The organism is Stappia sp. (genome assembly GCF_040110915.1).
Taxonomy (GTDB): domain Bacteria; phylum Pseudomonadota; class Alphaproteobacteria; order Rhizobiales; family Stappiaceae; genus Stappia.
On record NZ_CP157793.1, the window covers coordinates 3,221,664 to 3,237,547 of the forward strand.

Annotated in this window: 15 protein-coding genes, 1 pseudogene and 1 CRISPR repeat array; of the genes and pseudogenes, 6 read left to right on the top strand and 10 right to left on the bottom strand. The window is 66.9% G+C overall.

Annotated features, from left to right (window positions below; translation table 11 throughout):
• Positions 1-10 precede the first annotated feature (10 nt).
• From cas4 to cas2, 3 genes are read left to right on the top strand one after another with little or no spacing between them, the layout of a single operon-like run.
• Positions 11-682 carry a CRISPR-associated protein Cas4 gene (cas4, locus tag ABL312_RS14375; RefSeq protein WP_349358093.1) on the top strand — a complete coding sequence of 224 codons (672 nt, stop codon included), beginning with the start codon at positions 11-13 and terminating at the stop codon, positions 680-682.
• A complete protein-coding gene (gene cas1c, locus ABL312_RS14380) occupies positions 679-1,713 on the top strand; it encodes a type I-C CRISPR-associated endonuclease Cas1c (RefSeq protein WP_349358094.1) in 1,035 nt (344 codons plus the stop codon). The genes cas4 and cas1c overlap by 4 nt, the downstream gene beginning before the upstream one ends.
• A 10-nt stretch (positions 1,714-1,723) precedes the next feature.
• Complete coding sequence (cas2, locus tag ABL312_RS14385; protein WP_349358095.1) at positions 1,724-2,014, top strand: CRISPR-associated endonuclease Cas2; 291 nt, start codon at positions 1,724-1,726, stop codon at positions 2,012-2,014.
• Positions 2,015-2,217: 203 nt separating this feature from the next.
• Positions 2,218-3,576: a CRISPR direct-repeat array (repeat unit 32 nt; unit sequence GTCGCCTCCCTCGCGGAGGCGTGGATCGAAAC).
• A gap of 23 nt (positions 3,577-3,599) precedes the next feature.
• On the opposite strand, the gene ABL312_RS14390 is transcribed toward cas2, so the two are convergent.
• The 3 genes from ABL312_RS14390 to ABL312_RS14400 all read right to left on the bottom strand — a co-directional run bounded on the left by ABL312_RS14390 (position 3,600) and on the right by ABL312_RS14400 (position 6,127).
• Positions 3,600-4,163 carry a 3-hydroxyanthranilate 3,4-dioxygenase gene (locus tag ABL312_RS14390; protein ID WP_349358096.1) on the bottom strand — a complete coding sequence of 188 codons (564 nt, stop codon included), beginning with the start codon at positions 4,161-4,163 and terminating at the stop codon, positions 3,600-3,602.
• 100 nt (positions 4,164-4,263) lie between these two features.
• A complete protein-coding gene (locus ABL312_RS14395; protein ID WP_349358097.1) occupies positions 4,264-5,154 on the bottom strand; it encodes a DMT family transporter in 891 nt (296 codons plus the stop codon).
• 19 nt (positions 5,155-5,173) lie between these two features.
• A complete protein-coding gene (locus ABL312_RS14400; RefSeq protein WP_349358098.1) occupies positions 5,174-6,127 on the bottom strand; it encodes a dihydrodipicolinate synthase family protein in 954 nt (317 codons plus the stop codon).
• 227 nt (positions 6,128-6,354) lie between these two features.
• On the opposite strand from ABL312_RS14400, the gene ABL312_RS14405 reads away from it, so the two are divergent.
• Entirely contained in the window at positions 6,355-7,149 is a 795-nt protein-coding gene (locus ABL312_RS14405; RefSeq protein WP_349358099.1) for an aspartate dehydrogenase, read from the top strand.
• A 10-nt stretch (positions 7,150-7,159) separates the two neighbouring features.
• Positions 7,160-8,158, top strand: coding sequence for a LysR substrate-binding domain-containing protein (locus tag ABL312_RS14410; protein ID WP_349358100.1), 999 nt, complete (start codon positions 7,160-7,162; stop codon positions 8,156-8,158).
• Here ABL312_RS14410 and ABL312_RS14415 read toward each other — a convergent pair.
• The 5 genes from ABL312_RS14415 to ABL312_RS14435 all read right to left on the bottom strand — a co-directional run bounded on the left by ABL312_RS14415 (position 8,125) and on the right by ABL312_RS14435 (position 13,428).
• Positions 8,125-9,387, bottom strand: a complete 1,263-nt coding sequence (locus ABL312_RS14415; RefSeq protein ID WP_349358101.1) for a TRAP transporter large permease — start codon at positions 9,385-9,387, stop codon at positions 8,125-8,127. The genes ABL312_RS14410 and ABL312_RS14415 overlap by 34 nt on opposite strands.
• Positions 9,384-9,917, bottom strand: coding sequence for a TRAP transporter small permease subunit (locus ABL312_RS14420; RefSeq protein WP_349358102.1), 534 nt, complete (start codon positions 9,915-9,917; stop codon positions 9,384-9,386). The genes ABL312_RS14415 and ABL312_RS14420 overlap by 4 nt, the downstream gene beginning before the upstream one ends.
• An 83-nt stretch (positions 9,918-10,000) precedes the next feature.
• Complete coding sequence (locus tag ABL312_RS14425; RefSeq protein WP_349358103.1) at positions 10,001-10,993, bottom strand: TRAP transporter substrate-binding protein; 993 nt, start codon at positions 10,991-10,993, stop codon at positions 10,001-10,003.
• Positions 10,994-11,106: 113 nt separating this feature from the next.
• Entirely contained in the window at positions 11,107-12,543 is a 1,437-nt protein-coding gene (locus tag ABL312_RS14430) for an NAD-dependent succinate-semialdehyde dehydrogenase (RefSeq protein WP_349358105.1), read from the bottom strand.
• A gap of 336 nt (positions 12,544-12,879) precedes the next feature.
• Complete coding sequence (locus ABL312_RS14435; protein ID WP_349361418.1) at positions 12,880-13,428, bottom strand: cupin domain-containing protein; 549 nt, start codon at positions 13,426-13,428, stop codon at positions 12,880-12,882.
• A 141-nt stretch (positions 13,429-13,569) separates the two neighbouring features.
• On the opposite strand from ABL312_RS14435, the gene ABL312_RS14440 reads away from it, so the two are divergent.
• Positions 13,570-14,910 (top strand): aspartate aminotransferase family protein, encoded by a 1,341-nt coding sequence (locus ABL312_RS14440; RefSeq protein ID WP_349358106.1) that lies wholly within the window; start codon positions 13,570-13,572, stop codon positions 14,908-14,910.
• A gap of 68 nt (positions 14,911-14,978) precedes the next feature.
• Here ABL312_RS14440 and ABL312_RS14445 read toward each other — a convergent pair whose 3' ends face one another.
• The gene (locus tag ABL312_RS14445; RefSeq protein ID WP_349361487.1) at positions 14,979-15,623 is read right to left on the bottom strand and encodes an SIS domain-containing protein; all 645 of its coding nucleotides are present in this window, start codon (positions 15,621-15,623) and stop codon (positions 14,979-14,981) included.
• A 21-nt stretch (positions 15,624-15,644) separates the two neighbouring features.
• Positions 15,645-15,848: pseudogene (locus ABL312_RS14450) on the bottom strand (MurR/RpiR family transcriptional regulator); the annotation flags it as partial.
• Positions 15,849-15,884: the final 36 nt, after the last annotated feature.

Here is a 15,884-nt window from a genome sequence, read left to right on the forward strand (position 1 = left end):
CGTCCGGGCGATGGACCTGACGCGGGACAGCGCGGAGGCGCAACGCACGGAGGAGCCGATGCCCCTGTCGGCCCTGCAGCATGCCGTCTACTGCCTGCGTCAGGCCGCCCTCATCCATCTGGAACGACTGTGGGCCGACAACCGCTTCACGGCCGAGGGCCACGTCCAGCACGCGGTCGCGGACAAGGGCGGTCGCCGTCAGGCCCGCGGCGTCCGGCGCGTGATGGCACTGCCGCTCGCCTCCGGACGGCTCAATCTCGCCGGCGTGGCCGATGTGGTCGAGTTTCTCCCCGGCGAGACCGGGGAGGTCCCCTACCCCATCGAGTACAAACGCGGCAAGCCGAAGCTCCACCGGGCCGACGAGGTGCAACTCTGCGCGCAAGGACTGTGCCTGGAGGAGATGACGGGACAGCCGGTTCCGGAAGGCGCCCTGTATTACGCCACCACGAAGCGCAGGGTCCGGGTGCCCTTCGACGAAGAGCTGCGGCGGATGACGGAAGACACCGTGACGGAGCTCGCCGCCGTTTTCCGGTCCCGGCGGACGCCCCCGCCGACGGTTCACAGCTCCCGCTGCCGGGCCTGTTCGCTCAAGTCGCTTTGCCGGCCCGCGGTCGTTTCAACCGCCGTGAAGCCCTGGCGCCGGCGGATGCTGGAGGATGTGTTGAAGGACGACGGCCCGTGAAGAAACTGCTGAACACCGTCTACATCACCACCGAGGGCGCCAGCCTGCGCAAGGACGGCGAGAATCTGGTCGCGGAGGTGGAGGGCACGGAGCGGGCCCGCGTGCCGTTGCACATGCTGGCCTCGGTGGTGGTGTTCGGGGCGGTCTATCTGTCGCCGGCGTTGATCGGCGCCTGCGCGGCGGCCGGCATCACTCTTGTCCTGCTGGAGCGCAACGGCCGGTTTCTTGCCCGGATCGAAGGCCCGACCTCGGGCAACGTTCTCCTGCGTCGCGCGCAGTACCGGGCCTCGGACGCGCCGGTGGAGATCGTCCGCTCGATCGTCATCGGCAAGGTGGCGAACCAGCGCTCGGTCCTGATGCGCGCGCTGCGCGACTACCGGGGCGACTTCGAGCCGCTGGCGCTCGAGCGGCTCGGCGCGGCGACCGAGCGCATGGCCCGGATTGTCCGCCGCGCCGAGGCATCCGACGAGACGTGCGAACAATTGCGCGGATCGGAAGGCGAAGCGGCCAATCTGTATTTCTCGGTTTTCGACCACCTGATCAGATCGCCCGACGCGACCATCCGCTGGACCGGCCGCAGCCGCCGGCCACCGCTCGATCCGGTGAACGCGCTGCTGTCCTTCCTCTACACGCTGCTGACGCACGAGTGCCGGTCCGCCTGCGAGAGCCACGGACTGGACCCCGCCGTCGGGTTCCTGCACCGGGACCGCCCGGGCCGGCCAAGTCTGGCGCTCGACCTCATGGAAGAGCTTCGGCCCGTCCTGGCGGACAGGCTTGCGCTGTCCCTGTTCAACCGGCGACAGGTACGCGCAGCGGACTTCGAGGTCCGGGACGGCGGAGCCGTTCTTCTGACGGAGGAGGCACGAAAGACCGTTCTGACCGCCTGGCAGGAGCGCAAGAAGGAGGAGCGCCGCCACCCCTTTCTTGGCGAGACGGCACCGCTCGGGCTGGTGCCCTATCTTCAGGCACAGATGCTGGCGCGCCACCTGCGCGGCGATCTCGACGCCTATCCACCGTGGTTCTGGAAGTAGGAGGCGCCGGATGCTGGTGCTGGTGACATACGACGTCCGCACGTCGCAAGGCGATGGCGCCCGCCGCTTGCGGGCGGTCGCCAAGGCCTGCCGCGATTTCGGCCAACGCGTTCAGTACTCGGTTTTCGAGATCGAGGTCGATCCGGCACAATGGACCAGGCTGAAGGCACGTCTGGAAGGCATCATCGACCCGGACCACGACAGCTTGAGGTATTACTATCTCGGTGCGAACTGGCACCGGCGGGTGGAGCATGTCGGCGCGAAGCCGGCGGCGGACCTGGGTGGACCGCTGATCGTGTGACAGCCGCCCGACCTCGCGGCGGGGCAGCGCGGACCGGAAGCGTGCCTGAAAAGGCCGGAGGGTTCGCACCCGCCGGGCTCTTTGAAATCCTTGATCCTTTTGGCGCGTATCGGCAAACCGGCACGTCGCGCGCGACCAGGCGGCAATCCTTCGCGAAACGACGGACCTTTTTCCAGTCATTTCAAAGCGGTATATGGAGGGGAGTCGCCTCCCTCGCGGAGGCGTGGATCGAAACTTGTCCGCGTCGGCGCCGTCCCAGTCGACCCGCATGTCGCCTCCCTCGCGGAGGCGTGGATCGAAACGTATTCCCTGCGTTTACACCTCAGGCCATGTCGAGTCGCCTCCCTCGCGGAGGCGTGGATCGAAACTTGTCATCCCGACCGGACATCCGGCCGACCAGGCGTCGCCTCCCTCGCGGAGGCGTGGATCGAAACGCGATCCGCCCGGCCGAATGGTCCAGCTACAACAGTCGCCTCCCTCGCGGAGGCGTGGATCGAAACGCGCAGTTTTTGGAAGACCGGATCGCGGAGCTTGGTCGCCTCCCTCGCGGAGGCGTGGATCGAAACGATCCACCGGCCCCAGCAACGGCTCGACGCTCAGGTCGCCTCCCTCGCGGAGGCGTGGATCGAAACCATTCGTTCCTGCTGGTCTACGTCCTCAAAGACGGTCGCCTCCCTCGCGGAGGCGTGGATCGAAACCTCCAGCGAGGCCCTCAGGCGCCCCACCTCCGCCACGTCGCCTCCCTCGCGGAGGCGTGGATCGAAACGTCGCCCGGCAAGATGGCGTTTGTCCACGCTGTGTCGCCTCCCTCGCGGAGGCGTGGATCGAAACGCCTCCTGCTTGACATCGGCGACGGACGGCCCCGGGTCGCCTCCCTCGCGGAGGCGTGGATCGAAACACACGGCGCGCGCTCGCCGTGCGGCGGGAGGAGAGTCGCCTCCCTCGCGGAGGCGTGGATCGAAACTACACCGTCGAGGACGAGGGCGAGGCGGAACTCAGTCGCCTCCCTCGCGGAGGCGTGGATCGAAACTTGTGATCCCGACCGGACACCCGGCCGACCAGGGTCGCCTCCCTCGCGGAGGCGTGGATCGAAACGGATGTTTGACCGGCTCGCCGTTTGGATCGACAAGTCGCCTCCCTCGCGGAGGCGTGGATCGAAACAGCGAGGCCCGCGCCGAAATCTCGGACATCCGGACGTCGCCTCCCTCGCGGAGGCGTGGATCGAAACAGGGTGGCCGTTGTGTCGGACATCGCGGCACAAGTGGTCGCCTCCCTCGCGGAGGCGTGGATCGAAACGCAGTGGTTGGCGGTTCCATCGACAGGGTGAGATGTCGCCTCCCTCGCGGAGGCGTGGATCGAAACGCCGGTGCCCGGGGTTGCAGACACGCCGTCGTAGGTCGCCTCCCTCGCGGAGGCGTGGATCGAAACTACATCCGCCCAAGCGGCGCGACGCTTGGCGTGAATGTCGCCTCCCTCGCGGAGGCGTGGATCGAAACGCCAAGATTGGCAGCCCGGCCCGGACGGCGGGCGGTCGCCTCCCTCGCGGAGGCGTGGATCGAAACGACAACGGCGCGCGCGGCGTGTCTCACAAGGCGACCCAGCCTTCGGGCGGCTTGCCCTTGCCGGGATGCAGGGCGCCGCAATGCGGGCAGGTCCGCGCTTCCGTGCTGGCGTGGAACGCCTCGTAGATCTTCGGCAGCTCCGTCACGATGCCTTCCGGTCCGTCCAGCGACACCTCGGCGCGATGTACGAGGCCCTCGCACTCGAAGCAGTACCACTCGAAGCCTTCGGTCATGCCCGGCTGGCGGGGCGCCTCGACGACGATGCCGACCGACCCTTCCTGCGGCCGCTGCGGCGCGTGACGCACATGCGCGGGCAGAAGGAAAACCTCCCCCTCGCGGACCGGAACATCATAGATCTTCCCGCCGTCGGCGATCTTGAGCATCATGTCGCCCTTGACCTGGAAGAACCATTCCTCGACCGGATCGTCGTGAAAATCCATGCGGGTGTTGGGGCCGCCGACGACCATCACGATCATGTCGCCGTCCTTGTGCAGCAACTGATTGCCCACCGGCGGGCGCAGCTTGTCGGCGTTGTCCTCGACCCACTTGTGAAAATTGAACGGGCGCAGCTTGGGATGTTGGCTCATGCGGTCCTTCCCGAAACATGTGTGTGTGACATGAAGCCTATGCGAGTTGACCATTCCGTGTGAGCGGGCTCGACGCAATCGGCTATCGAAATTTGGAATATCAAGGCGGAGACACCAGCAGCGCGGTTCCCGCGATCGCCAGGGCCAGCGCCGGGACAAGGCGACGCGGGCAAAGCCCCTCCCCGCGCAGCAGAACGGCGGCGAGAAGCGCGCAGAACACCGTGTCCAGAACCCCGAGAAACGCCACCCTTGCCACCGGGGCGGATTGCAGGGCGAAGAACTGGAGCGTCTGGCCCGCGCTCAGCGAGAGCGCGGCCAGCACCTGCCAGCGACCGCGATCGGCAAGCAACCGGGCGCAGCGCGCGCGCCGATCGGCGCGAAGAAGCGCGCCGCCGAGCATCCAGACGATCGCGACCAGCGCGCCGAAGGCCGTGCCGAAAGCCGGGTCGGGAAGTCGCTCAAGCCCGAGCGCCCGCAAACCGTAAGCGAGCGCATAAAGGGCCGCGCAGGCCACGCCGAACAGCACGCCGGGCAGAAGATACCGCCGGTCGACCGGCGCGGGCGCGCCCGCCTGCCAGACGACGGCAAGCAGCACGAGCCCGCCGCCGATCAGATCCTCCGCGCGCGCCGCCTGACCGAGCAGCACCAGGGCAACCGGCACCGCGAAGACCGGGATCAGCCGGCGCAACAGGCTCGCGGTCACGGCACCGGCAAGTTCGGTGGAGCGATAGAGCGCCTGGCGCGCGAAGACGCTCGCGAGAAGACCGGCGAGCGCAAACCAGAATAGCCCCCACCGCGCCTCGGCCTCGGACAAACGCGGCACCTCGCCCACGATCCCCCACACGCCGGCGGCGAAGACCGCCGTCGTCAGGACGGAGAGAAACAGACCGTTGTCGGCCTGCGCCCGCGCCCGCCCGCGCGCGATGGCGACGCCGGCGAGCCCGTAGAACAGCGCGGACAGGATCGCCAGCGCCTCGCCGGTGAGCGTCACGGTCGGGGATCCGGGGGCGTCAGCGCTTGAGGCCGCAGCCCTCGAAGGCCGCGCGGATCGTCGCGCGCTCCGCGTCGGTCAGATCGAGCATCGGCCGACGGACCGGTCCACCCACCTGACCCAGAAGCTCCTGCCAGTATTTGCCGAAGGCCTGCGGCTTGTCGTCCGGCCGCGAGCGGCGCATGGCCTCGCGCACCGGCTCGAGACTGTCGCGGACCTTGCGTGCTTCCGCGAACTTTCCCTCGAAGGCCAACCGTGTGTAGGCGTCCATGCGGCGGTCGTTGGCCGTCTGCAGCTGATAGGGCGGCGAGGAACACAGGTAGAGCCGCCAGCCCAGCTCCTCGATGTTGTCGAGCCACTCCTCCTCGGAGGCCGTCGACACCTGGATCTTGTCGCCGACGAGACGGGTCAGCTCGACATACATCGGGCGCGGCACCGAGTATTTGATCGCAACGATGTTGGGAAGCTCGGCGATACGCGCGCATTCCTGCGGGGTCATCAGATAGCCGGAGTCCGGGTGGCTCCACATGGCGATGCCGATGTCGAGCCGGTCGCACAGGCCCTTGTAGTACTGATACAGCACCTCGCCCCGGTCGTGCACGAAGCTCAGCACCGGCGCATGCACCACGATGTAATCGGCGCCGCAATCCTGGGCGTGCCGGGCGAGTTCCAGCACCGTGTCATAGTTCTGGTCCGACACGGACATGATCGTGCCGGCCTTGCCGTCGCATTCCTCGACCGCGATCTCGAAGTTGCGCTTGCGCTCGGCCAGCGACATGGAAAAGAACTCGCCCTGCTTGCCGGCGATGAACAGACCGGCGATGCCGAGATCGTCGATCCAGTGGCGGATGTTGGCGCGCAGGCCCGCCTCGTCCAGCGAGAGATCGTCCCGGAACGGATTGAGCGCCGCCGCCCAGATCCCGCGCATGTGCGCGCGGGCATGATCCTTCGCATCCAGTCTGCTGTATTTCATCGTGTTCGCGTCCTGTGTCTTGACCGTGCGGGAGGCTGCGCGGCGGGCCGGTTTCCGGTTCGCGCGACGCGCGAGGGAGACGGCGCGTGTGAGCGCCACCGATCTGGCGCGAGTGAACCAGACCGCGCGCGGCCGCCGAAATCGAAACATGGAAGATCGATATAACCAGACGGAATAGCCCTGCGCCTGGATACCGGGATACCTTCTACCCAAAGACAGGACGTCCCATGACCATCGCACTCATCGGCTGCGGCGCCATCGCCCGCTATGTCACGACCCAGCTCACCGAGCGGGGTCACCACATCGCCGCGACGATCCTGCGCCCGGAGCGCGTCGCCGGGAGCGACGGCGGGGACGACGCGCGTCCGCGTGTCGTGTCCTGTGTCTCGGAGTTGCCGGCGGAGGTCGATCATGTGATCGACTGCGCGGGGCATCCGGGGCTGCATGCTCATGGCCCGGCGGTCCTGCGCGGCGGCCGCGACCTCACGACGCTGGCGACCGGCGCGCTTGCCGATACGCAGTTGCATGACGCGCTCGCGGCGGCCGCGCGCGCCGGAGGCGGGCGCCTGCGGTTGGCAAGCGGCGCCATCGGAGCGCTCGACGTCCTGCGCGCCGCGCGCGTCGGCGGGCTCGCCTCGGTGCGCTACGTCGGGCGCAAGCCGCCGCAGGGCTGGGCCGGCTCTCCCGCCGAAGAGGCCTTCGACCTGAGTGCGCTTCGCGATACGCCCCGGACCCATTTCTCCGGATCGGCCCGCGCCGCCGCCACGCTTTACCCCAGGAACGCCAATGTCGCGGCGGCCGTGGCCCTTGCCGGCGTCGGCTTCGACGACACGCGCGTCGAGCTCGTTGCCGATCCGCGCATTTCGGCTAACATCCACGAGGTGTACGCCGAGGGCGCGTTCGGGGACTTCGACTTCCGGATCCGCGGGACCGCCCTGGCGGACAATCCACGCAGTTCCGCGCTTGCTGCCATGAGCGTCGTCAGCACCGTCGAGCAGCGGACGGGCATCATTGTTTTCTAGGGGACCCCACATGGCGACGCGTCACACTCGGATCGTCGATCGGGTTCTGACGCGGCTCAAGTTCAAGCAGTTGCGCCTCCTCGTCGCCATCGGGAAGCACCGCAGCATCCAGAATGCCGCGCGTGAGCTGAACATCTCGCAACCGGCCGCGACCAAGATGATCAAGGATCTGGAACTCGACTTCGAGGTCCGACTCTTCGACCGCACCAATCGCGGCGTCGTTCCAACCGCCTTCGGCGACGCGCTGATCCGGCACGGCAAGCTGATCTTCGCGCAGGTGTCCAACGCCGCTCAGGAGCTCGACGACCTGATCGAGGGCAGCAGCGGGCGCGTCGTGATCGGCACGCTGCTCGCCGCCTCGCCGACGCTGCTGCCGCAGGCCATCGAACGGGTTCTGGCCGAGCGACCCAACGTCGCGGTCAAGGTGGTGGAAGGGACCAACGAGGCGCTGATGCCCGCGCTGCGCTCGGGCGAGATCGACATGGTCGTGGGACGTCTGCCGACCCATCGCCACCGCAGCGAGATCACCCAGGAAAAGCTCTTCGACGAGCGCATCGTCGCGGTCTGCGGGCCCGGCCATCCGCTCGCCGGCCGGCGCGCCGTGACCTTCGAGGATCTCAAGCCCTTCGGCTGGATCCTGCCGCCGGTCGAGACGAGCCTGCGGCGGCAGCTCGACAAATTCTTCATCGACGAGGACCAGTATTTTCCCGCGGTGATGTTCGAATCGATCTCCTACCTGACCAACCGGGCCATGCTCCAGGCGAGGGACCTGATCGGTCTCTTCCCCGTGCATGTCGCGGAACAGGACATCGCCGCCGGCAGTCTGGCGCGGATCGACTGGGACGTCCCCTTCGGCACCGGCCCGGTGGGCGTTTCCTTCCGCATGCACGGCCGGCTGTCGCCGGCCGGCGAGGCCATGCTGGACGCGCTGCGGGCCGCCGGTCGCGATCTGTCATGCCGCCCGCGCGGCGACGATCACAAGAGCGCCGTCGTCAGCACGGGGAAGTAGCTCAGCACCCCCAGGATCAGCGTCACCGCCAAGAGGAACGGCCAGAGCGCCTTGAGGATCGCCCCGGTCGACGCCCCGCTCATCGCCGAGGCAAGATAGAGGCCGACGCCGACCGGCGGCGTGAGCAGGCCAAGCACCAGATTGAGGCTCATCACCACGCCGAGATGGAACGGATCGATGTCGTAGGTGCCGGTCGCGATCGGCAGCAGGATCGGCGTCACCAGGATGATCGCCGCGATGCCGTCGATCAGCATGCCGACGAGCAGAAGGCCGCAATTGACGATCAGCAGGAACAGGAAGGGGTCCTCGGTCACCAGGGTCACCAGAAGGGCGAGCTTCTGCGGCAGGGCCTCGTAGATGACGACCCAGCCGAAGACATTGGCGGCGGCGATCATGAAGATCACCATCGCGGAGGTGATTGCCGTGCGCTTGAAGATCGCGAAGAGCCGCGCGGGCGCGAGTTCCCTGTAGCCGAGCCACCCGACCAGGAAGGCGATCAGCGAGGCGACGGCGGCCGATTCCGTCGGCGTCGCGACGCCGAGCAGGATGCCGCCGATGATCGCGGTGGGAATGAGCGCGGCCGGCAGGCAGGCAAGAAGCGCCCCCGCCGCATCGCGGGCCGACATCCACTCCCCCTTGGGGAAGCCCTGCACGACACCGATCACCGCGATCACCAGCGCGAAGGCGGCCGCCAGCATCAGGCCCGGCAGGATCCCGGCCAGAAACATGTCCCCGATGGGCAATTGCGCAAGCACCCCGTAGATCACGAAAAGCATCGAGGGCGGGATCACGGGCGCAAGCAACCCGCCGGCCGCCGTGGTCGCGGCGGCGAAGCCCTTGTCGTAGCCTTCCTTTTCCATGGCGGGCACCATCGCGCGGCTCATCACGGCGATCTGGCTCGCCGCCGACCCGATGATCGCGGCCATGAACATGTTGGCGACGAGATTGATATAGGCGAGCCCGCCGCGAAATCCGCCGACGAAGACGCGCGCCGCGGCGATCAGACGGCGCGTCATGCCGCCGTCGTTCATCAGTTCGCCCGTCAGCATGAACAGCGGAATGGCGAGCAGCCCGTAGTTCTCCACCCCGGAAAACAGCTGCTGCGCGAAGCTGTCGAGCAGCACACTATTGCCGCTCTCGAAGATATAGGCCACCGCCGTCAGCGCGAGGACGAAGGCGATCGGCACCGCCGACAGCAGGAACACCAGAAACAGCGCGGGCGTGATCATGGCAGGGTCCCCTCGGCGGGCGCACGGAACAGGTTGGCCAGGCTGTGCAGCGTCGCGCCGATGGCGAACAGCCACATCACCGACCACACGTATGCCTTGGGAATGCCGAGCGTCGTGGTCGGCTCGGAGTAGATGAAATTGAAGGTCTCGGATTGAAAGTCGGAAACATCGAATCCCGCGCGCGCGAAATCGAGCGGCAGATACCAGCGCCAGCAGACCCAGAGCATGAAGACCGCGAAGCCGAAGACCACCGCATCCACCGCCCGCGACAGGCGCGCGCGGCCGCGCGCGGGAAGCAGGTCCTGCAGCAGGGTGACGGACACGCTCTGGCGATGGTGGATCGCGGCCGAGGCGGCGAAAAACGTCATCCAGACCATCGCGTAGACGGCCAGTTCGTCCACCCAGAACAGGGCCGCACCGGCGGTTCGGGTGACGACATTGAGCAGAATGAGCGCCGAGACCGCCATGGCAAGCCATGCGGCCAGCGCCATCTCAACCTTCGCCCAGAACGCGGAAATCCGATCCAGCATGCACGCGACCTTCAACAGGGACGGGCAACAGGGACGGGCGGAAACCGGCATCCGGCCGGCCCCGCCCGCATTCGTTTGCCGAGTTACTTCAGCGCATCCGCCTCGGCGCGGATGGCGGAGAGAGACGGCGCCTTTTCGGACCAGGTCGCATCCCACTGCGCAATCGTCTCGCCGAAGAACTCCGGCCCGACATCGATCACGGTCTTGTCCGTGCCGCGCAACTTCTCGATCCAGCCACCCTCAAGCGAGCCATAGGTGTCGATGGTGCTGTCGACGTGCTTCGCCATCAACTCGGAGATCATCGTGCGGTCGGCTTCCGACAGGCCGCGCCAGACGCGACCGGACACCAGCCCCACCATCGGGAACATCATGTGGTTGCTGAGCACGATGGTGTCGGCATGCTCGTAGTACTTGAGCGCCCAGATCAGTTCCGCGTCCATGTCGATCGCATCGACCTGACCGTTGGCGAGTGCGTCGTAGACGCTGGGAAGCGGCATCGGCGTGGGCGCGGCACCCAGAGCCTTGTAGAAGTCGAGGATCGGATCGAAGGGGGTGATGCGCAGCTTCAGCCCCGCAAGATCCGACGCGCTCTCGACGCTGCCGCGCGACACGATCTGGCGAAGTCCCGCGCCGCCGAAGGCGACGCCGACCACGCCCACCGTCTCGGGCAATTGCGCAAGCATGCCGCGCGCCGTGTCAGAGCGCAGGATGCGCCCGGCATGGGCAATGTCCTCGGCGAGATAGGGCGCGTAGAAGGCCGCGAAATCGGGCGCGCGGTTCGACACTTCCGCGACCGTGAGAAACGCCATGTCGAGCGCGCCCGACTGGAGCTGCTGCAGCATCTGCGCCTCGTTGCCGAGCTGGCGTGCGGGGAACACCGTGACGCTGTGCGCGCCGTCGGAGGCGGTCGACAGGTCGTCGGCAAAGCTCTGCGCCGCCTTGGTCCAGACATGGTTGGGCGGCGTGATCAGGCCGAGGCGGAATTCCGCCGCGCCGGCGTCCGACGCCGAGACGAGCCCCATGAGGCCCGCCGCGCACAGCGCGCCGGCCCTGGCAAACCGAGATACGATCGACATCTTGTCCTCCCTTGGTGAATTCCGGCCTTGGTGAATTCCGGCTTTGAACAATCCTGCATTGGCAACACCCGGCCGCGTCCCACCTTTGCGGGTGCGCGGTCGCGGCGCCGCCGTCAGCCCAGCGCCATCCTGTGCGCAACGTTTTTCACCACCGTGTAGTGATGAAGCCCCTCTTCCCCGCCCTCGCGGCCGTAGCCGCTCGCCTTGACGCCGCCGAACGGCGTTTCGGGCCAGGACGCCTCGAGCGTGTTGATCGACAGATTGCCGGCCTCCACCTCCTCGACGAGACGGTTCACATTCGCGGACGTGTGCGTGAGGCCGTAGGCGGCGAGCCCGAAGGGCAGACGGTTCGCCTCGCCGATCGCCTCGTCGAGCGAGCCCACCGGATTGACGATGGCCACCGGCCCGAACGGCTCCTCCTTCATGATGCGCGCGTCATGCGGCACATTGGCGAGCACCGTGGGCTCGAAGAAGCAGCCCCGATTGCCGATCCGCCGCCCGCCGGTGCGCAGCTCCGCCCCCTTTGCAACCGCATCCTCGACCAGCTCCGACAGGGCGGCGAGCCGCCGGTCGTTGGCGACAGGTCCCATTTCGGTGCCCGGCTCGAGACCGTCTCCCACGGCGAGCGCCCGCGCCCTGGCGACGAAGGCCTCGGTGAAGGGCTCGGCGATCGTGCGGTCGACGTAGAAGCGCGTCGGCGAGGTGCACACCTGCCCGGCATTGCGGAACTTGCGCGCTGCCCCCATCACGCCGCCGGCGGAGGGGTCGACATCGTCGCACACGATCACCGGCGCATGCCCGCCGAGCTCCATCAGCACCGGCGTCATGTGATCGGAGGCGAGCCCGGTCAGATGACGGCCGACGACGGTCGAGCCGGTGAAGGCGACAAGGCGCACCTGATCCTGCGGGATGAGGTAACCGGAAATCTCCGAGGGCACGCCGAAGACGAGGTTGAGCACCCCGTCGGGCAGCCCGGCGTCCTGCAGGGCACGCGCGATATGCACCGCCCCGGCCGGGGTTTCCTCGGCCGCCTTGAGAATGATCGAACAGCCCGACGCCAGCGCGCCGGCGATCTTGCGGGCCGGCTGGCTCATCGGGAAATTCCACGGCGAAAAGGCCGCGACCGTGCCGATCGGCTGGCGCACGACGGACAGCGTCATGCCCTGCGGCGCGGGAATCGTGCGGCCGTAGAGACGCTGACACTCGCCCGCGTCCCATTCCAGGAACTCGCAGCCGCGGATCACCTCTGCCCTCGCCTCATGCAGGGGCTTGCCGTGCTCCATCGTGATATCGCGGGCAACCTGCTCGATCCGCTCGCGCAGCAACGCCGCCGCGCGCATCAGGGTATCGGCCCGCTCGCGCGGCGCAGTCCGGCTCCAGATGCGAAAGCCGGAGCGCGCGGCATCGAGCGCGTCGTCGAGATCGGAGCGCCGCGCGACGGGCAGCGTGCCGATCGTCTGTCCGGTCGCCGGATTGGTCACCGGCTGCGTGTCGGGGGTCTTGCGCCAGGCGCCGCCGATGAAGAGTCGGAGGTCGGGATACTGCGTCATTCAACTGCCTTTGTACTTCGGCCCTGTCGCACCCGTTGTAGGAAGCCTCACACATTCACAGCAATTGATATGTAGCGAATTGGATATAACGAAGTTGAATAGCCAACCCGCTTCGGGCCCCGCCTGGTTCACCGCAAGAACGGTCGTCCACCACGGAGCCTCGCCCGCGTGCCCCGGAAGGTGCAGGTCAGGCAATGCGGCAGGTCAGGCGATGCGCAAGAGCGGCGCGCATCCGAAAGGCGCGGCGCACCCGGTCGCGCTCCCGGCGGATCAACGACCCGCCCGGTGCCGCGCCGGGCGCACCAAGGTCGCGACCCGCGTTTCCGCGCCCCACGGTCAGAAGGTCGGGGGCGTGCAGGCACTCACCACGACGCAACGCTGATTGCGCATCGCCCGGAACCGGTGCGGCGTCGCGCTCTTGAAGAGATAGGCATCGCCCGGCCCCAGCACTTTCGTCTGGTCGCCGACGGTGACCTCCAGCCGTCCTTCGATGACGATCCCGGCCTCCTCGCCCTGATGGCTCAACATGACCCGGCCGGTATCCGCACCCGGCTCGTAGACTTCGTGAAGCATCTGAAGGTCATGCGCGAACAGATTGCCGCCGACCTGCCTGTAGGAAATGCGGCCCTTGCCGATCTCGGTCAGGTCCTCCGCCGCGAAGAAAACCTGCTCCTCGCGCTCCGGTTCATAGGCGAAAAACTGCGACAACCCGATGGGGATGCCGTCGAGCACCCGCTTCAAGGCGCTCAGCGAGGTGTTGATCTTGGCCGCCTCCAACTGGGAAATGAAGCCATTGGTCACACCGGCGCGCTTCGCCAGTTCGCGTTGCGACAGCCCATGCGCCCTGCGCAGGGAGCGCAACCGCAAGCCGACGTCTTTTGACAGATCGTCCCCGTTTAGCATGTTTACGATCATAAACATTCGGTCTTCGCATTCAATGAAAAGAACGGCTTATTCCAAGAGAAAAACAGACTTTTCTTCATTCAAGGTTCGGTGCTCACTGACAGTCACTCAGGAGGACCGACCATGACCGCAGCCGCAGTTTCCGAAAGATCGTCCAGCAATCAGTCTCTCGATGCCTATTGGATGCCGTTCACCGCGAACCGGCAATTCAAGGAGGCTCCGCGCCTGCTGGTGTCGGCCAGGGGCATGCACTATCGCAGCGACGACGATCGCAGCATTCTCGATGGCACCGCGGGCCTGTGGTGCTGCAACGCCGGGCACGGCCATGCGCAGATCACCGAGGCCGTCGCCCGTCAACTCGAAACGCTCGATTACGCGCCCTCCTTCCAGATGGGGCACCCGATCGCCTTCGAATTCGCCGAACGGCTGACGGCCGTGGCACCGGAGGGGTTCAACCATGTCTTCTTCACCGGCTCGGGGTCGGAGTCGGTGGACACGGCCCTGAAGATGGCGCTGGCCTATCACCGGGCGCGGGGAGACAGTTCCCGCACGCGCCTGATCGGGCGTGAACGCGGCTATCACGGCGTCGGGTTCGGCGGCATCTCGGTGGGCGGCATCGTCAACAACCGACGCCATTTCGGCGCGCTCCTGGCCGGTGTCGATCACCTGCGGCATACGCATGACCCTGAGCGCAACGCCTTCAGCCGTGGGCAGCCGGCGTTCGGGGCCGAGCTTGCGGATGATCTCGAGCGGCTGGTGGCCCTGCATGGCGCGGAGACGATCGCCGCCGTGATCGTCGAGCCGGTCGCCGGCTCGACCGGCGTGCTCGTGCCGCCCAAGGGCTATCTGGAGCGTCTGCGGGAGATCTGCGACCGGCACGGGATCCTGCTGATCTTCGACGAGGTGATCACCGGCTTCGGCCGCCTCGGAACGCCGTTCGCCGCCGATTACTTCGGCGTCCTGCCGGATCTCTTCACCACCGCCAAGGGGCTCACCAACGGAGTCGTCCCGATGGGCGCGGTCTTTGTACGCGATCATATGCACGAGGCGTTCATGACCGCGCCGCCCGATACCATCGAGCTCTTCCACGGCTACACCTATTCCGGCCATCCTGCGGCCTGCGCGGCCGGCCTTGCCACGCTTGATGTCTACGAAAGCCAGAACCTCCTGCGCCGGGGCGCGTCGCTTGCCGGACTGTGGGAAGAGAAGATGCATTCGCTTCGCGATGCGCGGCACGTCCGGGACATCCGCAATCTCGGCCTCATCGCCGGGATCGAGTTGGAGTCACGCGACGGCGCGGTTGGACGGCGGGCCCATGACACCTTCGTCAAGTGTTTCGAGGCGGGCCTGCTGATCCGGGTCACCGGCGAAATCATCGCCCTGTCCCCGCCTCTCATCCTGGAAGAGGCGCATATCGATGAAATGGTCGACACGCTGCGCAGGACGCTCGACAGCGTCGACTGATCGCGCGGGCAAGCCTGTGCGTTCTCATGACACAAAGGGGCCCGGCCCGCTGACTGGGGCCTGGCCCGCTAGAAGATCCCCAGACGTTTGGAGTTCGCCTTCCACTCCGTGAGCCGGCGGCCGGATTGATCCGGATCGCCGGCGGCCGCGGCATCGACGATCAGGCTCAGTGCGACGACGATCCCGACCGTCGATTCCAGAAAGAGCCCGGTCCTGGAGGGGGCATAGATGACCGCGTCCGCCAGATCCCGGCTCCAGTGGCAGTATTCGTCGGAAATCACGACGATGGAGCGCCCCTGCGCCTTGGCCAGGCGCGCGAGCTTCACCGTCTCGGTGGCATAGGGCACGACATCCACCAGGATCAGGCAGGTCCGCGCCGCCAGCCGCGGATCGGGCGTCAGCCACTCCACCAGCATGTCGTCATGCGCCGACAGGAAAAACACATCCCGGCGCGCCAGCGCCAGACGCCGGTGAAAGTCCTCCACCAGCCCACGCACGGACTGGAAACCGGTCACATAGATCCGGTCGGACCCGGTGACGAGCCGCGTGATGGTCTCCCAGTCTTCTCCGCCGGTCTGGATGAAGACGCTCGTCAGCGCCTGAACTTCCGCTTCATGGGTTTGCTGGTATCGATCGGGAATATCGCCATCGGAGACAAATGACGCCGTGGTGACCGAGTAGTGCTCGCGCAACAGCTGTTTCAGGCCTTTCATTCCATCACACCCGAGGCGCCGGAGAAGCCGTCCGACGGTGACCTCCGAGACACCCGCCTTGGCGGCAAGCGACTTGCCGGTCTCCAGGCCGAGAGACGAAATATTGAGACTGATGAACTGCGCCAGCCGCGCCTCCTGTTTGGGCAGTCTCGGCGTTTCGTCCTGCAAACGCTTGATAAATTCATCGAATTTCACGAGCGGGAATGATGAAAAACCGGTCTCCATGAGCGCCTCGATATGAAAGAAAAATAACGTTTGACT

Coding starts and splice junctions, on each gene's coding strand:
- ABL312_RS14430 (WP_349358105.1), bottom strand. CDS start 12,543: ATGACGCAGTATCCCGACCTCCGACTCTTCATCGGCGGCGCCTGGCGC.
- ABL312_RS14420 (WP_349358102.1), bottom strand. CDS start 9,917: ATGCTGGATCGGATTTCCGCGTTCTGGGCGAAGGTTGAGATGGCGCTG.
- ABL312_RS14400 (WP_349358098.1), bottom strand. CDS start 6,127: ATGAAATACAGCAGACTGGATGCGAAGGATCATGCCCGCGCGCACATG.
- ABL312_RS14405 (WP_349358099.1), top strand. CDS start 6,355: ATGACCATCGCACTCATCGGCTGCGGCGCCATCGCCCGCTATGTCACG.
- ABL312_RS14415 (WP_349358101.1), bottom strand. CDS start 9,387: ATGATCACGCCCGCGCTGTTTCTGGTGTTCCTGCTGTCGGCGGTGCCG.
- ABL312_RS14445 (WP_349361487.1), bottom strand. CDS start 15,623: ATGAAAGGCCTGAAACAGCTGTTGCGCGAGCACTACTCGGTCACCACG.
- cas2 (WP_349358095.1), top strand. CDS start 1,724: ATGCTGGTGCTGGTGACATACGACGTCCGCACGTCGCAAGGCGATGGC.
- cas4 (WP_349358093.1), top strand. CDS start 11: ATGGACCTGACGCGGGACAGCGCGGAGGCGCAACGCACGGAGGAGCCG.
- ABL312_RS14410 (WP_349358100.1), top strand. CDS start 7,160: ATGGCGACGCGTCACACTCGGATCGTCGATCGGGTTCTGACGCGGCTC.
- ABL312_RS14390 (WP_349358096.1), bottom strand. CDS start 4,163: ATGAGCCAACATCCCAAGCTGCGCCCGTTCAATTTTCACAAGTGGGTC.
- ABL312_RS14440 (WP_349358106.1), top strand. CDS start 13,570: ATGACCGCAGCCGCAGTTTCCGAAAGATCGTCCAGCAATCAGTCTCTC.
- ABL312_RS14425 (WP_349358103.1), bottom strand. CDS start 10,993: ATGTCGATCGTATCTCGGTTTGCCAGGGCCGGCGCGCTGTGCGCGGCG.